The organism is Sphingobacterium litopenaei, from assembly GCF_014692495.1.
Classification (GTDB): Bacteria; Bacteroidota; Bacteroidia; order Sphingobacteriales; family Sphingobacteriaceae; genus Sphingobacterium; species Sphingobacterium litopenaei.
On the sequence record NZ_JACOIJ010000002.1, the window covers coordinates 160612 to 179187 of the forward strand.

The 18576-nt window shown below is 36.6% G+C and carries 18 protein-coding genes and 1 pseudogene; 5 read left to right on the plus strand and 14 right to left on the minus strand.

What is annotated here, in order from left to right; translation table 11 throughout:
* Positions 1 to 5: 5 nt before the first annotated feature.
* The 4 genes and pseudogenes from H8B04_RS01905 to mobA all read right to left on the minus strand — a co-directional run bounded on the left by H8B04_RS01905 (position 6) and on the right by mobA (position 6583).
* Positions 6 to 4364, minus strand: coding sequence for a CusA/CzcA family heavy metal efflux RND transporter (locus H8B04_RS01905; protein ID WP_093363806.1), 4359 nt, complete (start codon positions 4362 to 4364; stop codon positions 6 to 8).
* A 132-nt stretch (positions 4365 to 4496) separates the two neighbouring features.
* On the minus strand, positions 4497 to 4880 hold the full coding sequence (locus H8B04_RS17390; RefSeq protein ID WP_032132266.1) for a DUF6660 family protein: 384 nt from the start codon (positions 4878 to 4880) through the stop codon (positions 4497 to 4499).
* Between the two features lie 3 nt (positions 4881 to 4883).
* Positions 4884 to 6144, minus strand: a pseudogene (gene mobB / locus H8B04_RS01910) (conjugal transfer protein MobB).
* A gap of 4 nt (positions 6145 to 6148) precedes the next feature.
* The gene (mobA, locus tag H8B04_RS01915; protein ID WP_013597184.1) at positions 6149 to 6583 is read right to left on the minus strand and encodes a conjugal transfer protein MobA; all 435 of its coding nucleotides are present in this window, start codon (positions 6581 to 6583) and stop codon (positions 6149 to 6151) included.
* 527 nt (positions 6584 to 7110) lie between these two features.
* On the opposite strand from mobA, the gene H8B04_RS01920 reads away from it, so the two are divergent.
* Positions 7111 to 7590, plus strand: coding sequence for a DUF3408 domain-containing protein (locus tag H8B04_RS01920; RefSeq protein WP_190301264.1), 480 nt, complete (start codon positions 7111 to 7113; stop codon positions 7588 to 7590).
* Between the two features lie 25 nt (positions 7591 to 7615).
* On the opposite strand, the gene arsB is transcribed toward H8B04_RS01920, so the two are convergent.
* From arsB to H8B04_RS01940, 4 genes are all read right to left on the minus strand, one after another.
* A complete protein-coding gene (gene arsB, locus H8B04_RS01925; RefSeq protein WP_090000216.1) occupies positions 7616 to 8647 on the minus strand; it encodes an ACR3 family arsenite efflux transporter in 1032 nt (343 codons plus the stop codon).
* Between the two features lie 3 nt (positions 8648 to 8650).
* Positions 8651 to 9265 (minus strand): low molecular weight phosphatase family protein, encoded by a 615-nt coding sequence (locus H8B04_RS01930; RefSeq protein WP_190301265.1) that lies wholly within the window; start codon positions 9263 to 9265, stop codon positions 8651 to 8653.
* A gap of 19 nt (positions 9266 to 9284) precedes the next feature.
* A complete protein-coding gene (locus tag H8B04_RS01935) occupies positions 9285 to 9749 on the minus strand; it encodes a DUF6428 family protein (protein ID WP_024568182.1) in 465 nt (154 codons plus the stop codon).
* Between the two features lie 73 nt (positions 9750 to 9822).
* Complete coding sequence (locus H8B04_RS01940; protein ID WP_024568181.1) at positions 9823 to 10152, minus strand: ArsR/SmtB family transcription factor; 330 nt, start codon at positions 10150 to 10152, stop codon at positions 9823 to 9825.
* A 401-nt stretch (positions 10153 to 10553) separates the two neighbouring features.
* Here H8B04_RS01940 and H8B04_RS01945 point away from each other — a divergent pair, with 401 nt between their 5' ends.
* The 3 genes from H8B04_RS01945 (at position 10554) to H8B04_RS01955 (ending at position 11606) form a co-directional block, all read left to right on the plus strand.
* A complete protein-coding gene (locus tag H8B04_RS01945; protein ID WP_190301266.1) occupies positions 10554 to 10931 on the plus strand; it encodes a hypothetical protein in 378 nt (125 codons plus the stop codon).
* 100 nt (positions 10932 to 11031) lie between these two features.
* The gene (locus H8B04_RS01950; RefSeq protein WP_190301267.1) at positions 11032 to 11328 is read left to right on the plus strand and encodes a helix-turn-helix domain-containing protein; all 297 of its coding nucleotides are present in this window, start codon (positions 11032 to 11034) and stop codon (positions 11326 to 11328) included.
* Positions 11325 to 11606, plus strand: coding sequence for a helix-turn-helix domain-containing protein (locus tag H8B04_RS01955; protein ID WP_024568178.1), 282 nt, complete (start codon positions 11325 to 11327; stop codon positions 11604 to 11606). The genes H8B04_RS01950 and H8B04_RS01955 overlap by 4 nt, the downstream gene beginning before the upstream one ends.
* Before the next feature lie 83 nt (positions 11607 to 11689).
* On the opposite strand, the gene H8B04_RS01960 is transcribed toward H8B04_RS01955, so the two are convergent.
* From H8B04_RS01960 to H8B04_RS01975, 4 genes are all read right to left on the minus strand, one after another.
* On the minus strand, positions 11690 to 13417 hold the full coding sequence (locus H8B04_RS01960; protein WP_024568177.1) for a DUF2326 domain-containing protein: 1728 nt from the start codon (positions 13415 to 13417) through the stop codon (positions 11690 to 11692).
* Positions 13414 to 13650, minus strand: coding sequence for a hypothetical protein (locus H8B04_RS01965; RefSeq protein ID WP_024568176.1), 237 nt, complete (start codon positions 13648 to 13650; stop codon positions 13414 to 13416). Before H8B04_RS01965 ends, H8B04_RS01960 begins: the two co-directional genes overlap by 4 nt.
* A gap of 2 nt (positions 13651 to 13652) precedes the next feature.
* On the minus strand, positions 13653 to 14579 hold the full coding sequence (locus H8B04_RS01970; protein ID WP_190301268.1) for an SMEK domain-containing protein: 927 nt from the start codon (positions 14577 to 14579) through the stop codon (positions 13653 to 13655).
* A gap of 230 nt (positions 14580 to 14809) precedes the next feature.
* Positions 14810 to 16060, minus strand: a complete 1251-nt coding sequence (locus H8B04_RS01975) for a site-specific integrase (protein WP_090000222.1) — start codon at positions 16058 to 16060, stop codon at positions 14810 to 14812.
* A gap of 271 nt (positions 16061 to 16331) precedes the next feature.
* Between H8B04_RS01975 and H8B04_RS01980 the strand changes: the two genes are divergently transcribed.
* Positions 16332 to 17231, plus strand: a complete 900-nt coding sequence (locus H8B04_RS01980) for a WD40 repeat domain-containing protein (protein WP_190301269.1) — start codon at positions 16332 to 16334, stop codon at positions 17229 to 17231.
* Here the strand turns inward: H8B04_RS01980 and H8B04_RS01985 are convergent.
* Positions 17228 to 18043, minus strand: a complete 816-nt coding sequence (locus H8B04_RS01985) for a hypothetical protein (RefSeq protein ID WP_165290048.1) — start codon at positions 18041 to 18043, stop codon at positions 17228 to 17230. The two genes, H8B04_RS01980 and H8B04_RS01985, sit on opposite strands and share 4 nt — an antisense overlap.
* Before the next feature lie 35 nt (positions 18044 to 18078).
* A complete protein-coding gene (locus H8B04_RS01990; protein ID WP_165290049.1) occupies positions 18079 to 18549 on the minus strand; it encodes a GAF domain-containing protein in 471 nt (156 codons plus the stop codon).
* Between the last annotated feature and the right edge of the window lie 27 nt (positions 18550 to 18576).

Here is an 18576-nt window from a genome sequence, read left to right on the forward strand (position 1 = left end):
TTGTATTATTTACTGATTAATGAATGGATAAGCGTTACAGCCTCATTGATTTGCTGAATGCTATTTAAATAATTAAGCTGAATGTCTGCTGTTGTCTGCAAGGCAAATAGGTACTCCACATAAGAAATATCTCCGGTACTGTACCCCAGCTTTGCAGCATTGATAATCTCATCAGCATTGGGAAGTGCCTGCTCCTTGAAATAGGTAAACTGCGCTACATATTGTTCGTATTGTTTCAAGGCGTTTGCCAATTCCGTTTTAAGCTGTTGTTCCTGCCATTGCGCATTTAATTCCAATGATTGTTTCTTGTAATCAAGCGAGCGAATTTTTGCTTTGGTGGTTGTAAAAATGGGGATTGTAATACCTACATCAACAAAACTAAACCGCTGTCCTCTGCCATAAAATTGCTCTACACCATTTTTACTGTGCATTCCTATCAGCGATATGTTATTATAGCCGAACGTAAAATCAGGCAGGCTGTTTGCCCGTTCCAATTTCTTGTTCTGTTCGGCAATTTTCGCCTCTTGGTACAATAGCTGGATGCTCGGATGATTTGCAACAGCCGAACTGTCAATGAAAGAACTTAACAGCAATGGTGTATAATCCGGTTGAGGTTCTATTAAGAAATCTTCCTGTGTCTGCATCAGATTTTTAAGGCTTTGATAGGCGTTCTGCCTTAAAACCTCGTTCTGTTGATACAAAAGACTTATTTCCCCTTTCTTGGTAGTTGCAGTATTAACGTCTAATTTACCTATATCTCCCGTTTTATACCGGAGTTCCGCAACACGGATAAAGTCTACATAAATACTATCAAGATACTTTAAAACCGAAGCATTATGCTCCAAATATTCCAACTGATAATAATAGGTTCTTACCTGTTTTTTCAGTTCGTTTTCTGTCAGAGCCTTCGCCCACTGCTGACCTTTTACCTGCTCTTTGACAAGATTTTTCTTTGCCCCAAAGAGTGTCGGAAAGGGAATGGTCTGTGAAATTTGGAAACCGTCATTATATTCAAATCCCTCATTATTCCCGTATTGGAAGTTTACATCGGTCTTCGGTAGTTCATACGCCGTCTTGCTAAGGCTTTGGGCAGATTGAATATCCATATTTTTGGAACGTAGCTGAGGGTTGGTCTCCACAGCTACTTCAATAGCTCTATCTACACTCATCGGAGTTTGTGCCTTACCGTTTTGAGAAAAACCCAAGAACACAAACAGCAACAGCACGGGTGCTATGGCTTTCGTTTTACTATTTTTCGGAGGTTTTTGGTTTCTCATAAATACGAGGTACAGCAATGGCAGGACGAACAATGTCAGGGCAGTTGCCGAAATCAGTCCACCGATAACCACGGTTGCCAACGGTTTTTGTACTTCTGCACCTGCACTTGTACTCAACGCCATTGGTAAAAAACCTAAACTTGCCACAGATGCCGTCATCAATACAGGTCTAAGCCTTGTTTTAGCTCCCTCGATAATTCTCGGAATAATCTCGTTCCAACCCTCTTTTTCCAGTCTATTGAACGTGGCAATCAGTACAATCCCATTCAGAACAGCAACACCAAACAGGGCGATAAATCCGACACCTGCTGATATGCTGAATGGCATATCCCGCAATAACAGGGCAAATACGCCTCCAATGGCACTCATCGGGATAGCTGTATATACCAAAACGGCTTCCTTAAACGAATGGAATGTGAAATACAACAGGATAAAAATCAAAAGCAATGCGATAGGTACAGCAATCAGCAATCTGTCGGTAGCTTTTTGGAGGTTCTCAAACTGACCACCATAAGTAAAATAATAACCTGTCGGTAGCTTAATCTGTTCAGCCAATTTATCCTGAATTTCATTGACAACGCTGGCTACATCCCGCCCCTGTACGTTGAAGCCGACATATATCCTGCGTTTACCGCCTTCACGGCTGATTTGTGCGGGCCCTAATTTGTAATCAATGTTTGCAACCTGTGAAAGCGGTATTTGGTCGCCGTTTGGTAGTGGGATAAACAGATTGCTCACATCCTCAATGGAACTGCGGTGGGCTTCATCAAGCCGTACCACCAAATCAAATCTTCGTTCGTTTTCATAAATCACACCTGCTGATTTACCTGCGAACGCAGTGCTGACAATATCGTTTATTTCCTGTACATTCAAGCCGTAATTGGCTATTCGGGTACGGTCATATTCGATATTGATTTGGGGAAGACCTGCTACCCGTTCTACCTGCGGAGCAGTCGCACCTTCTACTGTTTGAATAATAGCATTCGCTTTATTGGCATAAACCAACAAACTGTCGAGGTCTTCTCCGAATATCTTAACGGCTACATCCTGCCTGATACCTGTCATCAGTTCATTAAACCGCATCTGTATCGGCTGATTGGCTTCAAAGAATACACCGGGAATAACTTCAAGTTTCTCCATCATTTCATTGGAAAGCTCGTCATAGGATTTTTTTGTTTTCCATTCGTCCTGCGGTTTTAGGATAATCATCAGGTCAGTGGCTTCGGGAGGCATCGGGTCTGTCGGTACTTCGGCAGCACCAGTCTTGCCTACGACCATTCTCACTTCGTCAAATTCCTTGATTATCCTTGATGCCTGCATAGAGGTTTCCAGACTTTGGCTTAACGATGTTCCTTGTGGCAGGATACAGTGGAAAGCAAAATCGCCCTCGCCCAATTTTGGCAGGAACTCTCCGCCCATCCGTGAAAAAAAGAATATACTTATGGTAAACAGCCCAACGGCAACCGCAATAACCACATATTTCATCCGAATGGCTTTTTCTAACAATGGTTTATAAACCCCTTGAAGATAGTCCATCATTTTGTCTGAAAAATTCTTTTTGGTAATCGGCTTTTTAGACAAACACAAAGCACTCATCATCGGGATATAGGTAAAGGACAAAATCAATGCTCCCAAAATGGCAAAACTTACAGTCTGTGCCATTGGCGTAAACATTTTACCCTCTATACCCACCAAAGTAAGGATAGGGATATAGACAATGAGGATGATAACTTCGCCAAATGCGGCACTCGTACGAATTTTCCGTGCAGATTCATATACCTCTTCATCCATTTCTGCCTGCGTAAGTCTTTGTGTGGATTTCCGCAAGCCCAAATGATGCATTGTCGCTTCAACAACAATCAGGGAACCATCTATTACCAATCCGAAATCAATAGCCCCCATACTCATCAGGTTGGCACTTACACCAAACAGCCGCATCATTCCCAACGCAAAAAGCATAGATAGCGGTATGGCTGAGGCTACAATCAGTCCTGCTCTGAAATTCCCCAGGAATAGAATTAATACAAAAATAACAATCAGTGCGCCCTCAATGAGGTTCTTTTGAACCGTACTTATCGCTCTATCAACCAAATCCATTCTGTCTAAAAATGGTTCTATGACCACGTCTTCGGGTAGAGATTGTTGGATAACCGGTATTTTTTCTTTGATACTTTTTACAACTTCAGAGGTGTTTTCTCCCTTCAACATCATTACAATCCCACCCACAGCATCTACTTCGCCATTATAGGTCAATGCTCCGTACCGGGTTGCGTGACCAAATTGTACTTCTGCCACATCTTTGATAAATACCGGAACGCTACCTGTATTTTTAACGACGATATTTCCTACATCTTCCAATGAAGTAACCAGACCAATCCCGCGAATAAAGTAAGCATTGGGCTTCTTATCGATATATGCACCTCCGGTATTTTGGTTGTTGTTTTCGAGGGCGGTAAAAATATCGGAAATACTAACGTCCATTGCCTTGATGCGGTTTGGGTCGATAGAAACTTCGTACTGTTTAAGCAAACCACCGAAACTATTGACTTCTGCAATTCCCGGAGTACCGTAAAGTTGTCTGGCAACAATCCAGTCCTGCATTGTCCGCAAATCCATTGCGGAATATTTGTCTTCACTGCCTTCTTTGGGATGAAGAATATATTGGTACACTTCGCCAAGACCTGTACTGACAGGAGCAAGTTCAGGTGTTCCAATCCCGTCAGGTATCTGGTCTTGTGCTTCTTTCAGCTGTTGGCTTACTAACTGTCGTGCAAAATAAATATCGACATTATCTTGAAAGACAACGGTTACAACAGATAATCCAAATCTTGAAACACTTCTTATCTCTTCTACTTTTGGAAGATTAACGATACTTTGCTCTACGGGAAATGTTACTAATTGTTCTACTTCTTGTCCTGCCAATGTAGGCGACAGGGTAATAATCTGAACCTGATTGTTTGTAATGTCAGGTTGGGCATCAATGGGGATTTGCTTGGCACTCCATACCCCCCAAATGATGAGAAACAAGGTCATCAATCCTATAATGAACTTATTCTTTATAGAGAATTTTATAATACTATTTAACACTTCTATTGTGATTAATGATGAATAATTAATGATAAATTGCAATGATTATGAATACGAGAAATACGAAGTATGACCCAAAACATTCAGCTTGTTGCTGTACGCAAAAAGCTATAATCATTAAAACATTAAAAATTATGCATTAATCTTTGGCGGTTGCCAAATTCCCCCCAGATAGTGGGATATAAAGGTACATTTATAATAAACTTTAGGCTTAGAAAGGTCAAAAGTCTTCGCCTTAACTAAGCTGTATACATTCCATTGAAGCACTATACCTGAAACTATTCCACAACAACCGCATAAACAAAATGGACTGCACATATCAGTTGTTTCCTGATGGTCGTGGCTTCCTTGATGGGTTAATTCTTCCGAATGGTTATGGTTTTGAAAGTTGTCCTTTTCATACATATCGGTACACGGCATTAAAAATACCGTCATCATATAAATTGCCAATATGGAGTAAAAGACTTTCATATTCTTTTGCAAAGTTAGTAAAAAAGTAATGCAATGGCATTGCATTGTTTATTGCAATCGTCTCTTTTTCTTCTTCATCCGTTTAGCAAATGTTTCTTCTTTATAATCCACGCCTTGTGCATCAGGTAAAAGGCTGAATAATCCTATATCGAAATTCTGAGAATGTTCCTGTGGGATAAACTCAAAAAGGGTCTTTCGTTGGTTGGTTGTCTATTGTATTCGTTTTGGAAAGAGGGTTATCCTGTGTTTTCAGTTCGGGTTTGTTGCCGTTGTTCCACCAATCGTTAAAAACATTTGCAGACAGGTTTCTGTCTAACTGTGAACCATTCCATACACTACGGCTCTCGTGGTCAGTGAAAGTTACTCCGTAAATCCGTCCGTTGTCGTTTCTGCGAACAATCGTATTAATACCGTGTTCGGTCAATTGTTTTCTAAATTCTATTTCGTTGCTTGTCGTGTGCATAGCCAATTCAACAGTATTCTTTAAAACTGACCTTACAGGATTGGTTTTCATTTTCTCTTTTGACTGTTCAAAATGCTTTTGTAGTTGTGCAACTCCTGCGTCTTTTCCGAAAAGCGATGCCTTAAACGGATTGCTTGCCTTGTTTCCGTTTTCGTCCACTGCCACATAGACCAATCCGTTTACCGGCTGACCGTTCCGCTCGCCTTTGACTTCTTCCGCTGTGATGTTGAACAGCGACAATAAAGCATTATAGCTTCCCATAGTCGGAAAGCTGTAATACTTCGGCAAATGCCGTACTACCGAAGCAATCTGACTTTTGATGTCGCCTTTGTGGTAATCCACAGGTTTGAAAACTTTGTTGGCTTGTTTCTGCTCCTGCTCGGTTGCTTTGTGCAGGTTGTATTTCGTTTCAAAATCCCGACAGATTGCCATTGAACGTGGGTGGTCGTAATCATCGGGGATTTTCTTACCGTCAATGCCTACACAGGTCGAAACGATATGGATATGCATTCGGTCAATGTCCGTATGTTTGAAAACAATATAAGGCTGATTTCCGTAGCCCATACGTTCCATATATTCCTGTGCCATTTCCGTAAACTGCTCATCGCTTACCTCGTCTTTCGGGTCTGGGTTCAATGAAATATGCCGTACCGTTTTTTCTGTTTTGATGTTTGCAGACAAATACGGCTCAAAACATTTATTGAAATACGCTACGGAATACCTGCCGTCCATTGTGTCGGGTATTTTGTTCAGCAACAAAACCGCTCCGTTTTCCCTGTCCACTTTCTGCTGATTGTACAAAATCGCTCCGTACATATTGCTTCCCTTTCCGATTTTTGCAATCATAATTTTACTCTTTATGTAGATATTGCTTTTCAAATCTGTCGGTAAGAATTAAAACCTTTAGCAACAGTTCTTTCATTTTTGCGGTCTGTTTTTCCAATTTATAGAGATATGCAGATGCTTTTTTCTCCGAAAAATTGGCGTTCAATAGCCTTACAATCTGATTGTAATTGGTTGCTATTCCTCGAAACTGACTGAAAAATTTGGTCAGTCCTGCGTGGTATTCTACCGCATTCATATCAATTTTTACGGTCTTTACGGTCTTTTGAAAGATGCAAGCCGTAATGAAATGTGCCTTTACACTTATCCCCGATTGGTCAAAGAGGGCAAGGAACTTGGCGTTTTCCTCTGCATTCAGGTTAATAGAATACCGATGTACGGCAGGGTCATTCTTCGGTTTTCTCCCTGTTTTCCTAATTTGTTTACTGTTCTTTTCTTCCATAATAAATCCATTTCTAATGTTAAACAAAACTGCGACTTCGGAGCGGTTTTCAGCTCCCTGCAAGGGCAAGTGCTTTTGAGTGCCGAAATTCATTTAGAGTACCTCAAAAGATAACTTGCTCTGAACAGGGGTTCAGAAAAATCCGTTTTGCAAACGGATTAGGGTTAGCCGAAAAAATCAACCGTTTCTATTACAAAGTTCGGTAAGAGTGTTTGAATAACAGCTATTTATAAACACGACAATAAACGCCAAATAGTGCCACTGAATGCCCCCTTATGGCAGATTTGGACTGCTTTTATTTCCTTTGTATATGGTTAGCTGGCTGATTGGTTATACCCTTAATGAAGTAACTAAACAGCATAAATTTAGATAGCAAATCAGCGTGAGTGATTGCTGGAAATCCACTGGCTTTTTAGCTAATGAAAAATATGTAGGTACATAGATAGTTGCATCTGTCCAATGATATGTATAACTAATTGTTCATCTAACCAAACAACTAATTTGAAACAATATTAAAAACGATAGATATGATACACGAAGAAAACAAAAAACAGCAACCCAAAACAGAGGATTTTTCTATTGAAAATTTTCTTGGCAGTGAAAAGAAAAAAACTGAACAGGAAGTAACGCATCAGGTAGATTTTGCCAAACCCGAAATTGACGAAGAAGCGATGATGCGTGTAATGGCAGGAGAAGAACCTACGGAAACGGAACAGACAAGACCGTCAGCGAACACCGTCAAAAGAACGACCTCAAAGCCAAAGAAGCTGACCAAAGAGGACTACTGCGGACAGTTTTTTAAAATTCCGAACACTACGGCAAGCAAAGGCAAATCAGTCTATGTTCGGCAGGAACACCACGAAACATTCAACAGGCTTACAAACATTATGGGTATCGACAAACTCACAACTTATGCGTATCTGGATAACATTATCGAATACCATTTTCAGGAGTTCGGAGAATTGATTAAGGAAATCTATAATGAAAAGCACAAGCCATTGTTTTAAATACTAAAGTGGCAGGGCATTAAATCTAATTGTAATATCTTTTCTTTAACCAAAGACTTGCCCTTACCAATAGTATCAAAACAGGCACTTCGACCAATGGTCCGATAACGCCCACAAATGCCTGTGGCGAATGAATACCGAAAATCGCTATGGCTACGGCTATTGCCAATTCAAAATTGTTTCCTGTGGCTGTAAATGCGATAGATGCGTTTTTGTCGTAAGGAACTTTAAGGGATTTATTGATAAAGAAGCTCACAAAAAACATCAGTACAAAATAGATTACTAACGGTATGGCTACTTTTACTACATCCATTGGCAACTCCAATATTTTATCACCTTTCAGACTGAACATTAATACGATTGTAAACAGTAAAGCATACAATGTAATGGGCGATATTCGGGGTACAAATTTCCTGTTATACCATTCTATACCTTTTGATTTTACAAGGAAGTAACGGCTTAGAAAACCTGCCAAGAATGGAATGCCTAAGTATATCAATACGCTTTCGGTTACGTCTTTCATTGATACGCTTACATTGAAGTTGGCTAATTCTAATTTTGCAGGTAGTACGTTGATGAATAACCAAACTAAGAAGCTATAAGAAAGTATCTGGAAGATACTGTTTAATGCAACTAACATAGCTGTATATTCTCTGTTTGCTTTAGCTAAATCACTCCAAACGATTACCATTGCGATGCACCTTGCCAAACCTATCAGTATCAAGCCTGTCATATAATCGGGTTCGTTCCTTAAAAACAGAACGGCTAACCCGAACATCAGTACTGTGCCGATAACCCAATTGAGCAATAAGGATATACCGATTACTTTTTTATCCTTAAATGCCATAGGTAATAATGAATAATCAACCTTTGCCAATGGCGGATACATCATCAGTATCAGACCTACTGCCAAAGGAATATTGGTCGTGCCTACGGACAAACTATCTGTTACCTTGGAAATATTGGGAAAGAAATAGCCCAAGCCCACACCTAATGCCATTGCAAGGAATATCCATAGGGTTAGGTAACGGTCAAGAAATTTTAGTTTTGGTTGCATCGGTTATTTTTTAATCATTGAAAAAACATAGAACATTTCAGTTGCTATCTGCAAACTTCTCTCTGTATAGACTTTTGTCTGCTCTGTTGTACCGTCTGAAATTTTCGGGTCTTCAAATGTGATAGGTATTCTTTTTTCCGCACCTGCAATGAAAGGGCATCCTCCGTCTGCCTGCGAACAGGTCATAATGGCTGTAAATGCCGATACATGATTGAAAGGGCTATCGTACTTTTTTGAAAAACCGATTATAGGTAAAGTATTTTCACTATACTTTATAGCATATACAGGATTATTATTGTCTGCAATTTTAAAGATGTTTAAACCCTGATTAGTCAATGTTTCTGCAACTTTTGGAAATAGTGCCGTTTCTTCCGTACCGCCCGAATAACAATGCACATTCGGAATATGGTAATATACACTTGCCACCTGTGCCCAAACCTGCGACAAATGGCTTCTACGTGAATTGTGGGTACAGATGAAATTTAGATTTATTTCCTGTCCGCTATTTACCTTTTGCTGTATGTAATCTACCAACGGCTGTAATACGGTTTTACGTTCCTCGCTTATGGTCTGAACATCAGTTATTCCCTTTATGGTTGCAGCTAAATTTTTATACATTACGATTGGTTTATAGGGTTTAACAACAGCCCGAATCAGGTGTACAGCAAGCACTGTTCGGCTCTGATAATTTTACTTTTTGTTTTTCGGCAGGAATACCGCAGGCATCACTTGCCAAACAAGCGGTTTGTTTGTTATTCAGTACAAAATGGTTTCCGTTAAAATCCAAATCGTATTTACCGATTGTTTCGCTCTGGTATTCTACTTCTATTTCGGCATCATCAATTCCCAATTTTTCTTCGGATAATTTAATGATGTTTAATAATTTGGTCGGTTTTAATCTGTGTTCAAAATCGTTGGCGTTCCATAATTGGAAATTGACAACTTTTTCATTTCGGATAGTTCCGCCACAATCAATAAAGTGTTTGGTAATAATACCTACTTCCGTAATGTGGAAATGTTCGGGAACAAAAGTTCCGTTTTCTAATTGAAATTCAACATTGTCTAATGTTGGCAAGATTTCTTTGATTTCTGATAGTTTCATTGTTTTTGAATTTTAAAAAGATTTATTAAATTATATATTGCAATATAACGATGTTAAATACTAAAAAAAACGGCTAACAGCACTTGTTTACCTTTACTTCCTGATTGAAAAAAGTATTAAAATCCGTTTGGATTTTTTTCCAAACATTTTCATCAATACAATAGCAAACAGATTTGCCCTCGATTGTCCCCTGAATGATACCGATGTTTTTCAATTCCTTTAAGTGCTGTGAAATAGTTGCCTGTGCCAAGCCCAATTCCTCGACCAAATCATTACAGATACAGGCTTTCTGGTTGATGATATATTGAAGTATGGCAACCCTTGCAGGGTGTGCCAGAACCTTAAACAGAGAAGCTAATCTATTTTGTTCGTCTGTGAATATTTCCGATTTGGTAAGTCCCATATTTTGTTTTTATACATCGCAATATTACGATAATAAATTCAAACACAAAAGGTTTTTTCGTAAAATTCTTTTCAAAGAAAAAAACAGAAAAAAAAGAAAGCTGTTCAATCAAGACGGACAAGCGGAAAACCAAAAGGAAACGGAATAAGTCCCGAAGGGTGGCAGGGCAAACACAACAACTCGGCGAAGCCACCTTTTTGCCCTGCCATTATGCCGTAAGCTTTTGGTTGGGCGGTGTGGTGGCTGTCCGCCTTACCTTTGCTGCCTTTTTGTTCTTTTTTGGGTGCACATTTCAAATACTCCTTTTATCAAAATGCTTTTGACTGCCAAAGACTGCCACTAAATGCCAAAGGCAAATGGAGTAAACTTCTATGGTTTACATTGGGGAAAATTTTGAACCTATGGCACAAAAAGTAATTACCGACAAAGAGCGGAAAGAGAAAGAACAATCCGAGCAAAGAAAGAACACACCTTTTATGCAGGTCGATAAGAACAGCGACCCAATTTCCAATTTCGTTGCCAACTTTAAACGTCAATTCAAAGACACAAAGGGTTTAGGTCTTGGCAGGCTGTTCGGGGGCAAACCTGCTGAACCACCAAAGCAACCGGCCGAACCCGAAAGCGTAATAGGTGCGACAAAAACTGTTATGCGTTCGGATTATAAAAATGCTGAAAATCAGACCATACAGACCAATAAAAAGCCTGCTTTAAAAATGGACAATTCAATCAAAATACAACAGGCTCGCCCAAAAAACAAAAAACCAAAGTTGGGATTATAACCGAGTATTTAGCATCTGAACGCCAAATGCAACCTTTGACTACAACATTGGAAAACCTTGTATAAGCACCTTATATTTTTGAAGTTTAAATGATGTAGATATGGAAATAACAGTTTTAGACATTCAGATTTTAAAGGCATTGCACAGGGAAGTAAAGGAAGTATCCTTATTGGTTAAGGAAATTACATTGCCCTACAAAGCATTGCAACAGGCAACAAAATGGCTCGACCAGCAGGAAGCCTGCCAACTGCTTAATATCAGTAAGCGAACATTACAGACATACAGGGCAAAGGGCATTCTTGGTGCAGCGCAAATCAATCGGAAGACTTATTTCAGATTATCCGATGTGGAGTTACTTATGCAGGGAGAGCGACCATTAAAAAAGCAAAAGAAATGAAACAGATTGGAAATTCAAACGAGGATATGCTTGCCCTGCTCGAAGCTATGGTAGGCATCAAAAATGAACTGCTGTATATCAGGCAATATTTCCACCCATTGTTAAAAGGGGAAATCTACCTGTCAGGCGAACAGGTTTGTGAGAAGCTACACATTAGCAAACGGACGTTGCAACAGTACAGGGATGACGGACTGATACCTTTTATCAAACTTGAACGGAAAATTCTTTTCCGTGAAAGCGATATTATCAAGGTATTGGAAGACAACTATCAGCGTTAGCCGAATAAATGAATGCTTTGAAACCGTAACCGTATCGGTCAATTAAAGAAACAGCCCACTGCTTAAAGCGGTGGGCTGTGTTGCTATTTGGTTTCATTATACTTTAACCCTAAAAATCTATTTTCTTTTGTAAATGATGCTCTTTTTACGTCATTGACATTGAATGATAATTTATTATTTTGGGAAGCTAATTCTATAAGGTCACTATTTAATGTAACGATATACTGAAATTCATTAGGACTCTTTTCATTGTAGCCAGAGAGAAAATTTAAGCTTTTTTCAATAGAATCATCATCTTCAAAAATATTATCGTGAATTAAGAATCCTGGGTGATATTGTTTTGTGTATTCATTAAGCATCAATGAAATATCATAGATAAATACTTTCATTCTTTCAGTAGAATGACTACCATCATCATCGGTTCTCATAACAAATTCGACAACATTTTTATTTTTTGTTGTTTTAATCTCGAAATGAGCTTCCCTATTACCCATTATTTTTTCGTGAATTTCTAAAATCGTTTCTCTAAAGCTTTTAATTATTTTAGCTTTTTGATATAATTCTTCATCAAAATCAGAAATTAGAACAGTTTTTTCTGCCTCTAATATTTTTTTATCTCTTTCTGCGGTATCATATCTTTCAATCAACGAACGAAGATTACTCAATTCACTGTTCTTATCATTGAAGATTTTTATTGAAGTCTTTAAATCTCTTAAAACTTCTCCATTATCTATAAGACTAATTTTTTGAGAATAATCATTATCTAATTTTCTAACTACTTCATTTAGTTGATTAAGTTCTTTTTTCAAAGCAATTAATCGGTCATTTACAATAGAGCTTCTAAAACCATCAATTTTGTTTTTAAACTCTTTTAGGTCATCTAAAGATTTCTCCACTAAATCGCCAAGTCCTTGTTTGAATTGATTAAATATTATAGAAATTTCATTTTCATTAATATTCTCTGGCTTTGGTAAAGAATCAATTTGCTTAATCTCGTATTTAATGGCTTGTTGACGTGTTCTAAGTTCAGATAATCTACTTTCCAATTTTACCAAATCTTCCTGAAGTAATTCAAAGGATTCATTATTCTTTAATCCCTCAATAGATTTATTGATTTTTAAAACTTCACTTTCTAACTCATTTAAATGGGCTTTGGCATCCTGAATTTTTAACTCATCATTTTGAGTCACTATTTTTTTTATTTCAGTAAAGTAGTCTTTCTTTTTTTTCAGATTATCGTTCAACGATTTAATTTCTGAATATTTTTCAAGTCCCAAATTCAAATAAAAAAGATGTGGTCCAAAATCTGGTGGTATCCTTTTTTTTGTATCGTGGCACTGAATTAAATCTTTAAATTCCGACCTTTCATCTCTAATAATTGGTTGTAACAAGTTTCTAAAACTTAACCGTTTTAAGCTTGTAGGAAAACGTTCAAAATATAAATTCCCTAAATAGTCCGAAGCATCATCCAATCTATCAAAGTTCTTTTCTTCTCCATTAACGAAAATGGTTATTTGCTCCTGATTTTTTATTGAACGAGAAATAGTCATTTTTTTGTCATCAAAGTCAAGGTCTAATTTGATTTGACTTTCTGTTATTTCAGTATATTTTTTAGGAATCAGATTTAACCTACTGTCGGATATTCTTTTAAGTAAACAAAAGTTTATAAACTCTATACAAATAGACTTGCCCACACCAATTTTCTTATTGGTGCTTTCCGCCTCTTCTCCCATAATAATATTTATCCCATATTCAAAAGTGATTGGGGCAAATATTTGAGGCTCGCTATATAGTCTATTAATTTTAATCATTTTTGTTTTCTAACATAAATAAAAGGCTCTTTAAAATCAATGATTCCTGATGAATATAAAAACGCAAGTCCAAAAAATAAATGACGGTAACGTGTAATATTATATTTTTTTAGGTCTTTAGATAACTCGAAAATAGAAATCTTATCAACTTTTTGACGTTGAATATTTTTCAAAATCAAAGAAGCTACATATACAGATGATGTTTTTATATTTTCGTCTTTAGATACTAACATTGTTAATTATTTGGAAACACATTACAGTTAATCAATTCATCCAATAAATAATATTTTATGGCTATTTTATCGAACTTAATGCCGTTTTCTGAAAGTTTACCATAAAACAATTCAACTAACCTCTCTAATGCCATTTGAGGATTATTAGCCTCAGCCGTTAAAATCTTATCGCTTTCATCTTTTAAATAACTTGATATTTTAATTGCCTTTACACTGTCAATTCCTTGTTTAGCTTCAAATAATGGTTGTTGATAGACAGTACATAGTTCAGCATATAAATTTATCAAAAAACCACTATGTTCAGAGAACCTATTGTAGATTTTAAATTGTGGGTCTACATTTTCAGGTTTCTCTGATATACTTCGATTGTCATCCTTACTTAAATATTCAATCAAAGCCATTATTGTTTCTACCTCGTTGGATTCTGTCTTCTTCCTTTCTTGTAAGACTTGTTCGTTAAGAAAATCTGCAATACTTTTAATCTTATTCAAATCTGTAATATTATTTATTACTGCTAAGATTTTCTTTATATCAAGGACATCTTCCTTATGGTTGAAGTTATTACCAAATTTTGTTTTATAATCTTTAGCGTCCTTAGCGATTAGCAAAAGTTTTAATTTATAGTCTTTACGATTGGTATCTTTGTAAAACCCATCAATAGCCTCCTTAATTTTCTTATTATCATTTTGGGAAGTTACCTGAATAGCCAACTTATTTTTAGTATCAATTAGGTCAATATGAGCAAAATTATTCTCAATGAAATTAGTGTTCTCAAACTCATATCCTAACAAATTGAAAAAATCTCGGTAAAAATTTTCCGCATAGACATTAATATCTGTTAAATTAAGGGAATTGAGTAGCTCTACCTCTGCTTTAAGGTATGCTAATCTTCTTCCAATTAAAGTTAAATATGATTGCCTATTGTCCATACTTATATGCCAGGTAACTGTTACAATACAACATTTTGATTTGGACAAAGATATTAAATTGAGTGTTATGATTTCATTCTAATCATCTGAAACACGGAAAATATTACATGGCGGTTAGAAAATAAAGCTGTGAAAAAATACGTGTTTTTATTAATGTGAATTGGTTGTTTAAGTATAAGTAAACAGTCCTGTTATTTATAAATAACAGGACTGACAGTTCTTTAAAATTTCTACAATTGTGACACAAAAGAGCGTTCCAAACCTTTAAATTTGTGCGATACCTTTTGCATATCCTTTCCAACTTTCTCATTAAGAATTTTTGCATAAATCTGTGTGGTGGCTATGTTTTTATGCCCTAACATTTTGCTCAAACTTTCAAGCGGAACGCCCTCGCTTAAAAACAGGGTGGCAAAAGTATGGCGTGCCAAATGAAAGGTTACTTTCTTTTCTTTAAGGCAGTCGATTTGTTGGGATATTACTTTTAATCTATCATTACAGGAACTATTAGACGGAACAGGAAAAACTTTGCCGTCCTTTGACAATCCTGTATACTTTTCGATAATCATTTTCGGAATATCCAACAGCATTACATTGGACGATGTTGCCGTTTTTCTCCTGCGAACGATAATCCATTGATTGCCATCAAAGAACTCTTGTATATTACTGTTTTTAAGCCCTTTTATATCCGAATACGAAAGTCCTGTAAAGCAACTGAAAACAAACAGGTCTTTAACCAATTCGTCTTTCTTTTTCTCGCAGTTGAACGCTACAAGCTGTTCCAACTCGTTCCGCAACAGATAACCTCTGTCTTTATCCTTTTTGGTGTTCTTGTACTCGCTGAACGGATTAAAAGCAAGGTGCTTTCTGCTAATTGCCAATCGGCAAAGCGTAGTAAAACCAATCATATACAGCCAAATGGTGTTGTGGGTTAAACTTTGGTCGTCACGCAGGTAGTAATCAAAGTCCTGCACAAAATCAGGGGTAAGGTCGTTAAAAGATACATCGGAGTAACCGTATTTTGTAAGGGCAAAATTTTGCAGGTGCTTTAAAAGTGTTTTGTACTTACTGCGTGTACCATTTACCCGAAGTCCGTTATTGACCTTTTTTTCATAATCAGAGAGGAACTGCTCGTAGAATTTGAAAAAGGTCAGTTCTCCGATTTCCATTCCGAGAAAGGCATTTTTAAGTTTAGCAATGTTTACCGCTCCCTCGTTCTTTAGGATTTTGGAATAGCATTCCTCAATACCCAAACGAATTTTGTCAAGTTTGCTGTTTGTGTCTTGTGCTTCTCGGCTTTTTCCTAAAACCCTGCCGTACTTCAAATCCCAATTCGATGCGGAAATATCCAACTTTGTGCTGAATGCAGACTGTTTACCATTTACAGTAATCCTGCACATAACCGTAACTTTTCCATTTTTCTTCGGGGCGTTCTTTTTAAGGTAGAAAAGCACCTTAAATGTTGATTTTTTTGTCGTTTCCATACTCACAATTCTTAATGATAAAATTAAACTTATGTGAGCCACGGAACAATATGAAAGATTGCGCAAAAAGCTGAAATACAGTATTTTGAATCGATTGTTTCCGATGTTTAAAAGTAACGTTTTAGTAACCTTACTTTTGCCAATCGTTGCTTTTTCCTGCGTTTTACCACATTACCAAAAAATCATAAAACGGCTGTAAAGCCTTTATTTACAACCGTTTTGCCTGTTTTTAATCTTTGATGTATATTTGCTGAAAATTTATTTTATATATATGGTAGAAGTTACATTAGAAAACACGTTGATTGGACATCAGAATCCTATTTATACATTGGCTGTTGATGAGCAAAATGGTTTGTTGTATTCAGCAGGTAATGATAAGGGAATTGTTGAATGGGATTTGAATACTATGAAGTTCAAACGTGTTTTGTGTACAGTACCATCTTCTGTTTATAACTTATGTTTTATTCCAGAGAAAGATTTGTTAGTCGCAACTTTACGAACAGGTGGTATCTTGGTTATTCGGAAATCTGAACCTGAATTAGTTGCGAAATTAGCAGTTGAAAAAGGCGCGGCTTTTGTAGTTAAAGCTATTCTTACCAAAAATGAGTTGCTAGCAATCGATGAATATGGAAAAGCTTACGTGTGGAATTTAGATAATTTTGAATTATTGTATTCATTCAAAGTATCAAATACAACAGTTCGTAGTTTAGTTTTGGATGAAAAGAATCAGACTCTAGCGGTAGGTGATAAGAATGGCTATATTCATTTATTTGATACTCGTGATTATCATAAAATTAATTCTGCTCCAATTCATACGCAATCCGTAACAAGTTTAGCTTTTGTAGATGGTTTCTTGATTTCAGGAGGTCGTGATGCCAAGATGTATAAGACTTCTGTTACTGATTTATCAAAAGTAGCCGAAGTGACGCCGCATATGTTTACAGTATATGGAATAATTCCGTTAGGTGAATCAATTTTTGCTACAGTAAGTCGTGATAAGACTATCAAAGTTTGGGATACTGAATTTAAATTGCAGAAAAATATTTCTAGAGATAGAGGTATAGATTCTCATCATTTATCCATTAATTCTGCTGTATATAATAGTTCGTTACAACTTTTATGTACTGCTGGAGACGATAAGTTGGTAAAGGTGTGGAAACTTACTTTCTAATCTTGCATTAAATAGAATTTTCGTTTTTTATAGATTAAGTAGACCACAGTAAAAATTGACCAAAATAATATCAGGACAAAAGTATATCGCATCATGGTATGATTAAGGTTGGAGGTTTCGCTTTGCATATTGTAATAATAAGATCCTAAAATACCTGTAGTATATCCAACCAAAATAGCTGGTAGTTTACAAAGCATGGCTTTATACCAAATAAAACCAAAACTGGTTAGGATAAAAATTAGCGCAAGATAGAATAGGATGTCGTGGTCGGCTGGTAATCTTAAAATTTTATTTAAAGTGGGGATTCCATTAAATCCTAATAAATAAACAAACCATCCGCTATACAAGCCCAATGAAGTTCTGGTGAAAATATGTATATACGTAGGATTATCAACATCTCGTATTCTGAATATCATATTTAATTTCACGAGCGAATAATATGTCACTAAACTGCATAAATACGCGATTAACAAATAATTATTCACTTTAAATACCATACTCATACCCAAGAATAATTGGTTTATTATCATCCAATTTCCAGACTTTTCGATTTGTTGTGCTAAGGGAGCATCTTCTTCACTTTCTCTTTTTAATAAAATACAATAGAAAACAGCTGTCAGAACCAAGCCAATAGTAATCACCTTCCAAATGTTGAAAGTCGAAATATGCGGAGTAAGGTAGGACCAATTCGTCGAAAAGGTTTCATAAATGGATAATCCATATACTTTCTTATCATCTATTATTATAATCCAAAAGCAATTAATAACAATAAATAATAAGTTTAGAAAAGCTATTTGTTTCGCACTTTTCATTTAGGTAAATAATCGTCTATTCTGTCAATAGTTAGTTAGCTTAGTAAATTTAATATTTCTTTAAGATATTTTTCGTCTATTTTATCAAAATAATTTAATAACTCACTATCCACATCCAATACCCCCATTAAATTTTCACCTAGATAAAAAGGAATAACTATTTCAGATTTAGAAAGCGAACTGCACGCAATATGTCCTGGAAATTCCTCTACATTTGGAACAATTAGTGTTTCTTCTTGTGCCCATGAAGTGCCACATACTCCTCTGTTGTAAGCAATACGAGTACAAGCAACAGGCCCTTGAAATGGACCTAACACTAATTCATTTTCCTTCACTAAATAAAATCCTACCCAAAAGAAGTTAAACTGCTCTTTTAGTGCTGCGGCAATATTTGCAAGATTAGCAATCAAATCCGTTTCTCCAGTTAATAATGCTTTGATTTGAGGTACTAAACTTTTGTATTGTTCTTCTCTATCTCCTGAAATGATTTTTAAGTCTTCCGCCATACATGTTTTTTATAAGTAGCAACAAAT

What these genes read in the sequence shown, in the direction of transcription:
- H8B04_RS17390 (WP_032132266.1), bottom strand. Translation starts at nt 4,880, where the DNA reads ATGCAATGCCATTGCATTACTTTTTTACTAACTTTGCAAAAGAATATG.
- mobA (WP_013597184.1), bottom strand. Translation starts at nt 6,583, where the DNA reads ATGGAAGAAAAGAACAGTAAACAAATTAGGAAAACAGGGAGAAAACCG.
- H8B04_RS01920 (WP_190301264.1), top strand. Translation starts at nt 7,111, where the DNA reads ATGATACACGAAGAAAACAAAAAACAGCAACCCAAAACAGAGGATTTT.
- arsB (WP_090000216.1), bottom strand. Translation starts at nt 8,647, where the DNA reads ATGCAACCAAAACTAAAATTTCTTGACCGTTACCTAACCCTATGGATA.
- H8B04_RS01930 (WP_190301265.1), bottom strand. Translation starts at nt 9,265, where the DNA reads ATGTATAAAAATTTAGCTGCAACCATAAAGGGAATAACTGATGTTCAG.
- H8B04_RS01935 (WP_024568182.1), bottom strand. Translation starts at nt 9,749, where the DNA reads ATGAAACTATCAGAAATCAAAGAAATCTTGCCAACATTAGACAATGTT.
- H8B04_RS01940 (WP_024568181.1), bottom strand. Translation starts at nt 10,152, where the DNA reads ATGGGACTTACCAAATCGGAAATATTCACAGACGAACAAAATAGATTA.
- H8B04_RS01945 (WP_190301266.1), top strand. Translation starts at nt 10,554, where the DNA reads ATGGCACAAAAAGTAATTACCGACAAAGAGCGGAAAGAGAAAGAACAA.
- H8B04_RS01950 (WP_190301267.1), top strand. Translation starts at nt 11,032, where the DNA reads ATGGAAATAACAGTTTTAGACATTCAGATTTTAAAGGCATTGCACAGG.
- H8B04_RS01955 (WP_024568178.1), top strand. Translation starts at nt 11,325, where the DNA reads ATGAAACAGATTGGAAATTCAAACGAGGATATGCTTGCCCTGCTCGAA.
- H8B04_RS01960 (WP_024568177.1), bottom strand. Translation starts at nt 13,417, where the DNA reads ATGATTAAAATTAATAGACTATATAGCGAGCCTCAAATATTTGCCCCA.
- H8B04_RS01965 (WP_024568176.1), bottom strand. Translation starts at nt 13,650, where the DNA reads ATGTTAGTATCTAAAGACGAAAATATAAAAACATCATCTGTATATGTA.
- H8B04_RS01970 (WP_190301268.1), bottom strand. Translation starts at nt 14,579, where the DNA reads ATGGACAATAGGCAATCATATTTAACTTTAATTGGAAGAAGATTAGCA.
- H8B04_RS01975 (WP_090000222.1), bottom strand. Translation starts at nt 16,060, where the DNA reads ATGGAAACGACAAAAAAATCAACATTTAAGGTGCTTTTCTACCTTAAA.
- H8B04_RS01980 (WP_190301269.1), top strand. Translation starts at nt 16,332, where the DNA reads ATGGTAGAAGTTACATTAGAAAACACGTTGATTGGACATCAGAATCCT.
- H8B04_RS01985 (WP_165290048.1), bottom strand. Translation starts at nt 18,043, where the DNA reads ATGAAAAGTGCGAAACAAATAGCTTTTCTAAACTTATTATTTATTGTT.
- H8B04_RS01990 (WP_165290049.1), bottom strand. Translation starts at nt 18,549, where the DNA reads ATGGCGGAAGACTTAAAAATCATTTCAGGAGATAGAGAAGAACAATAC.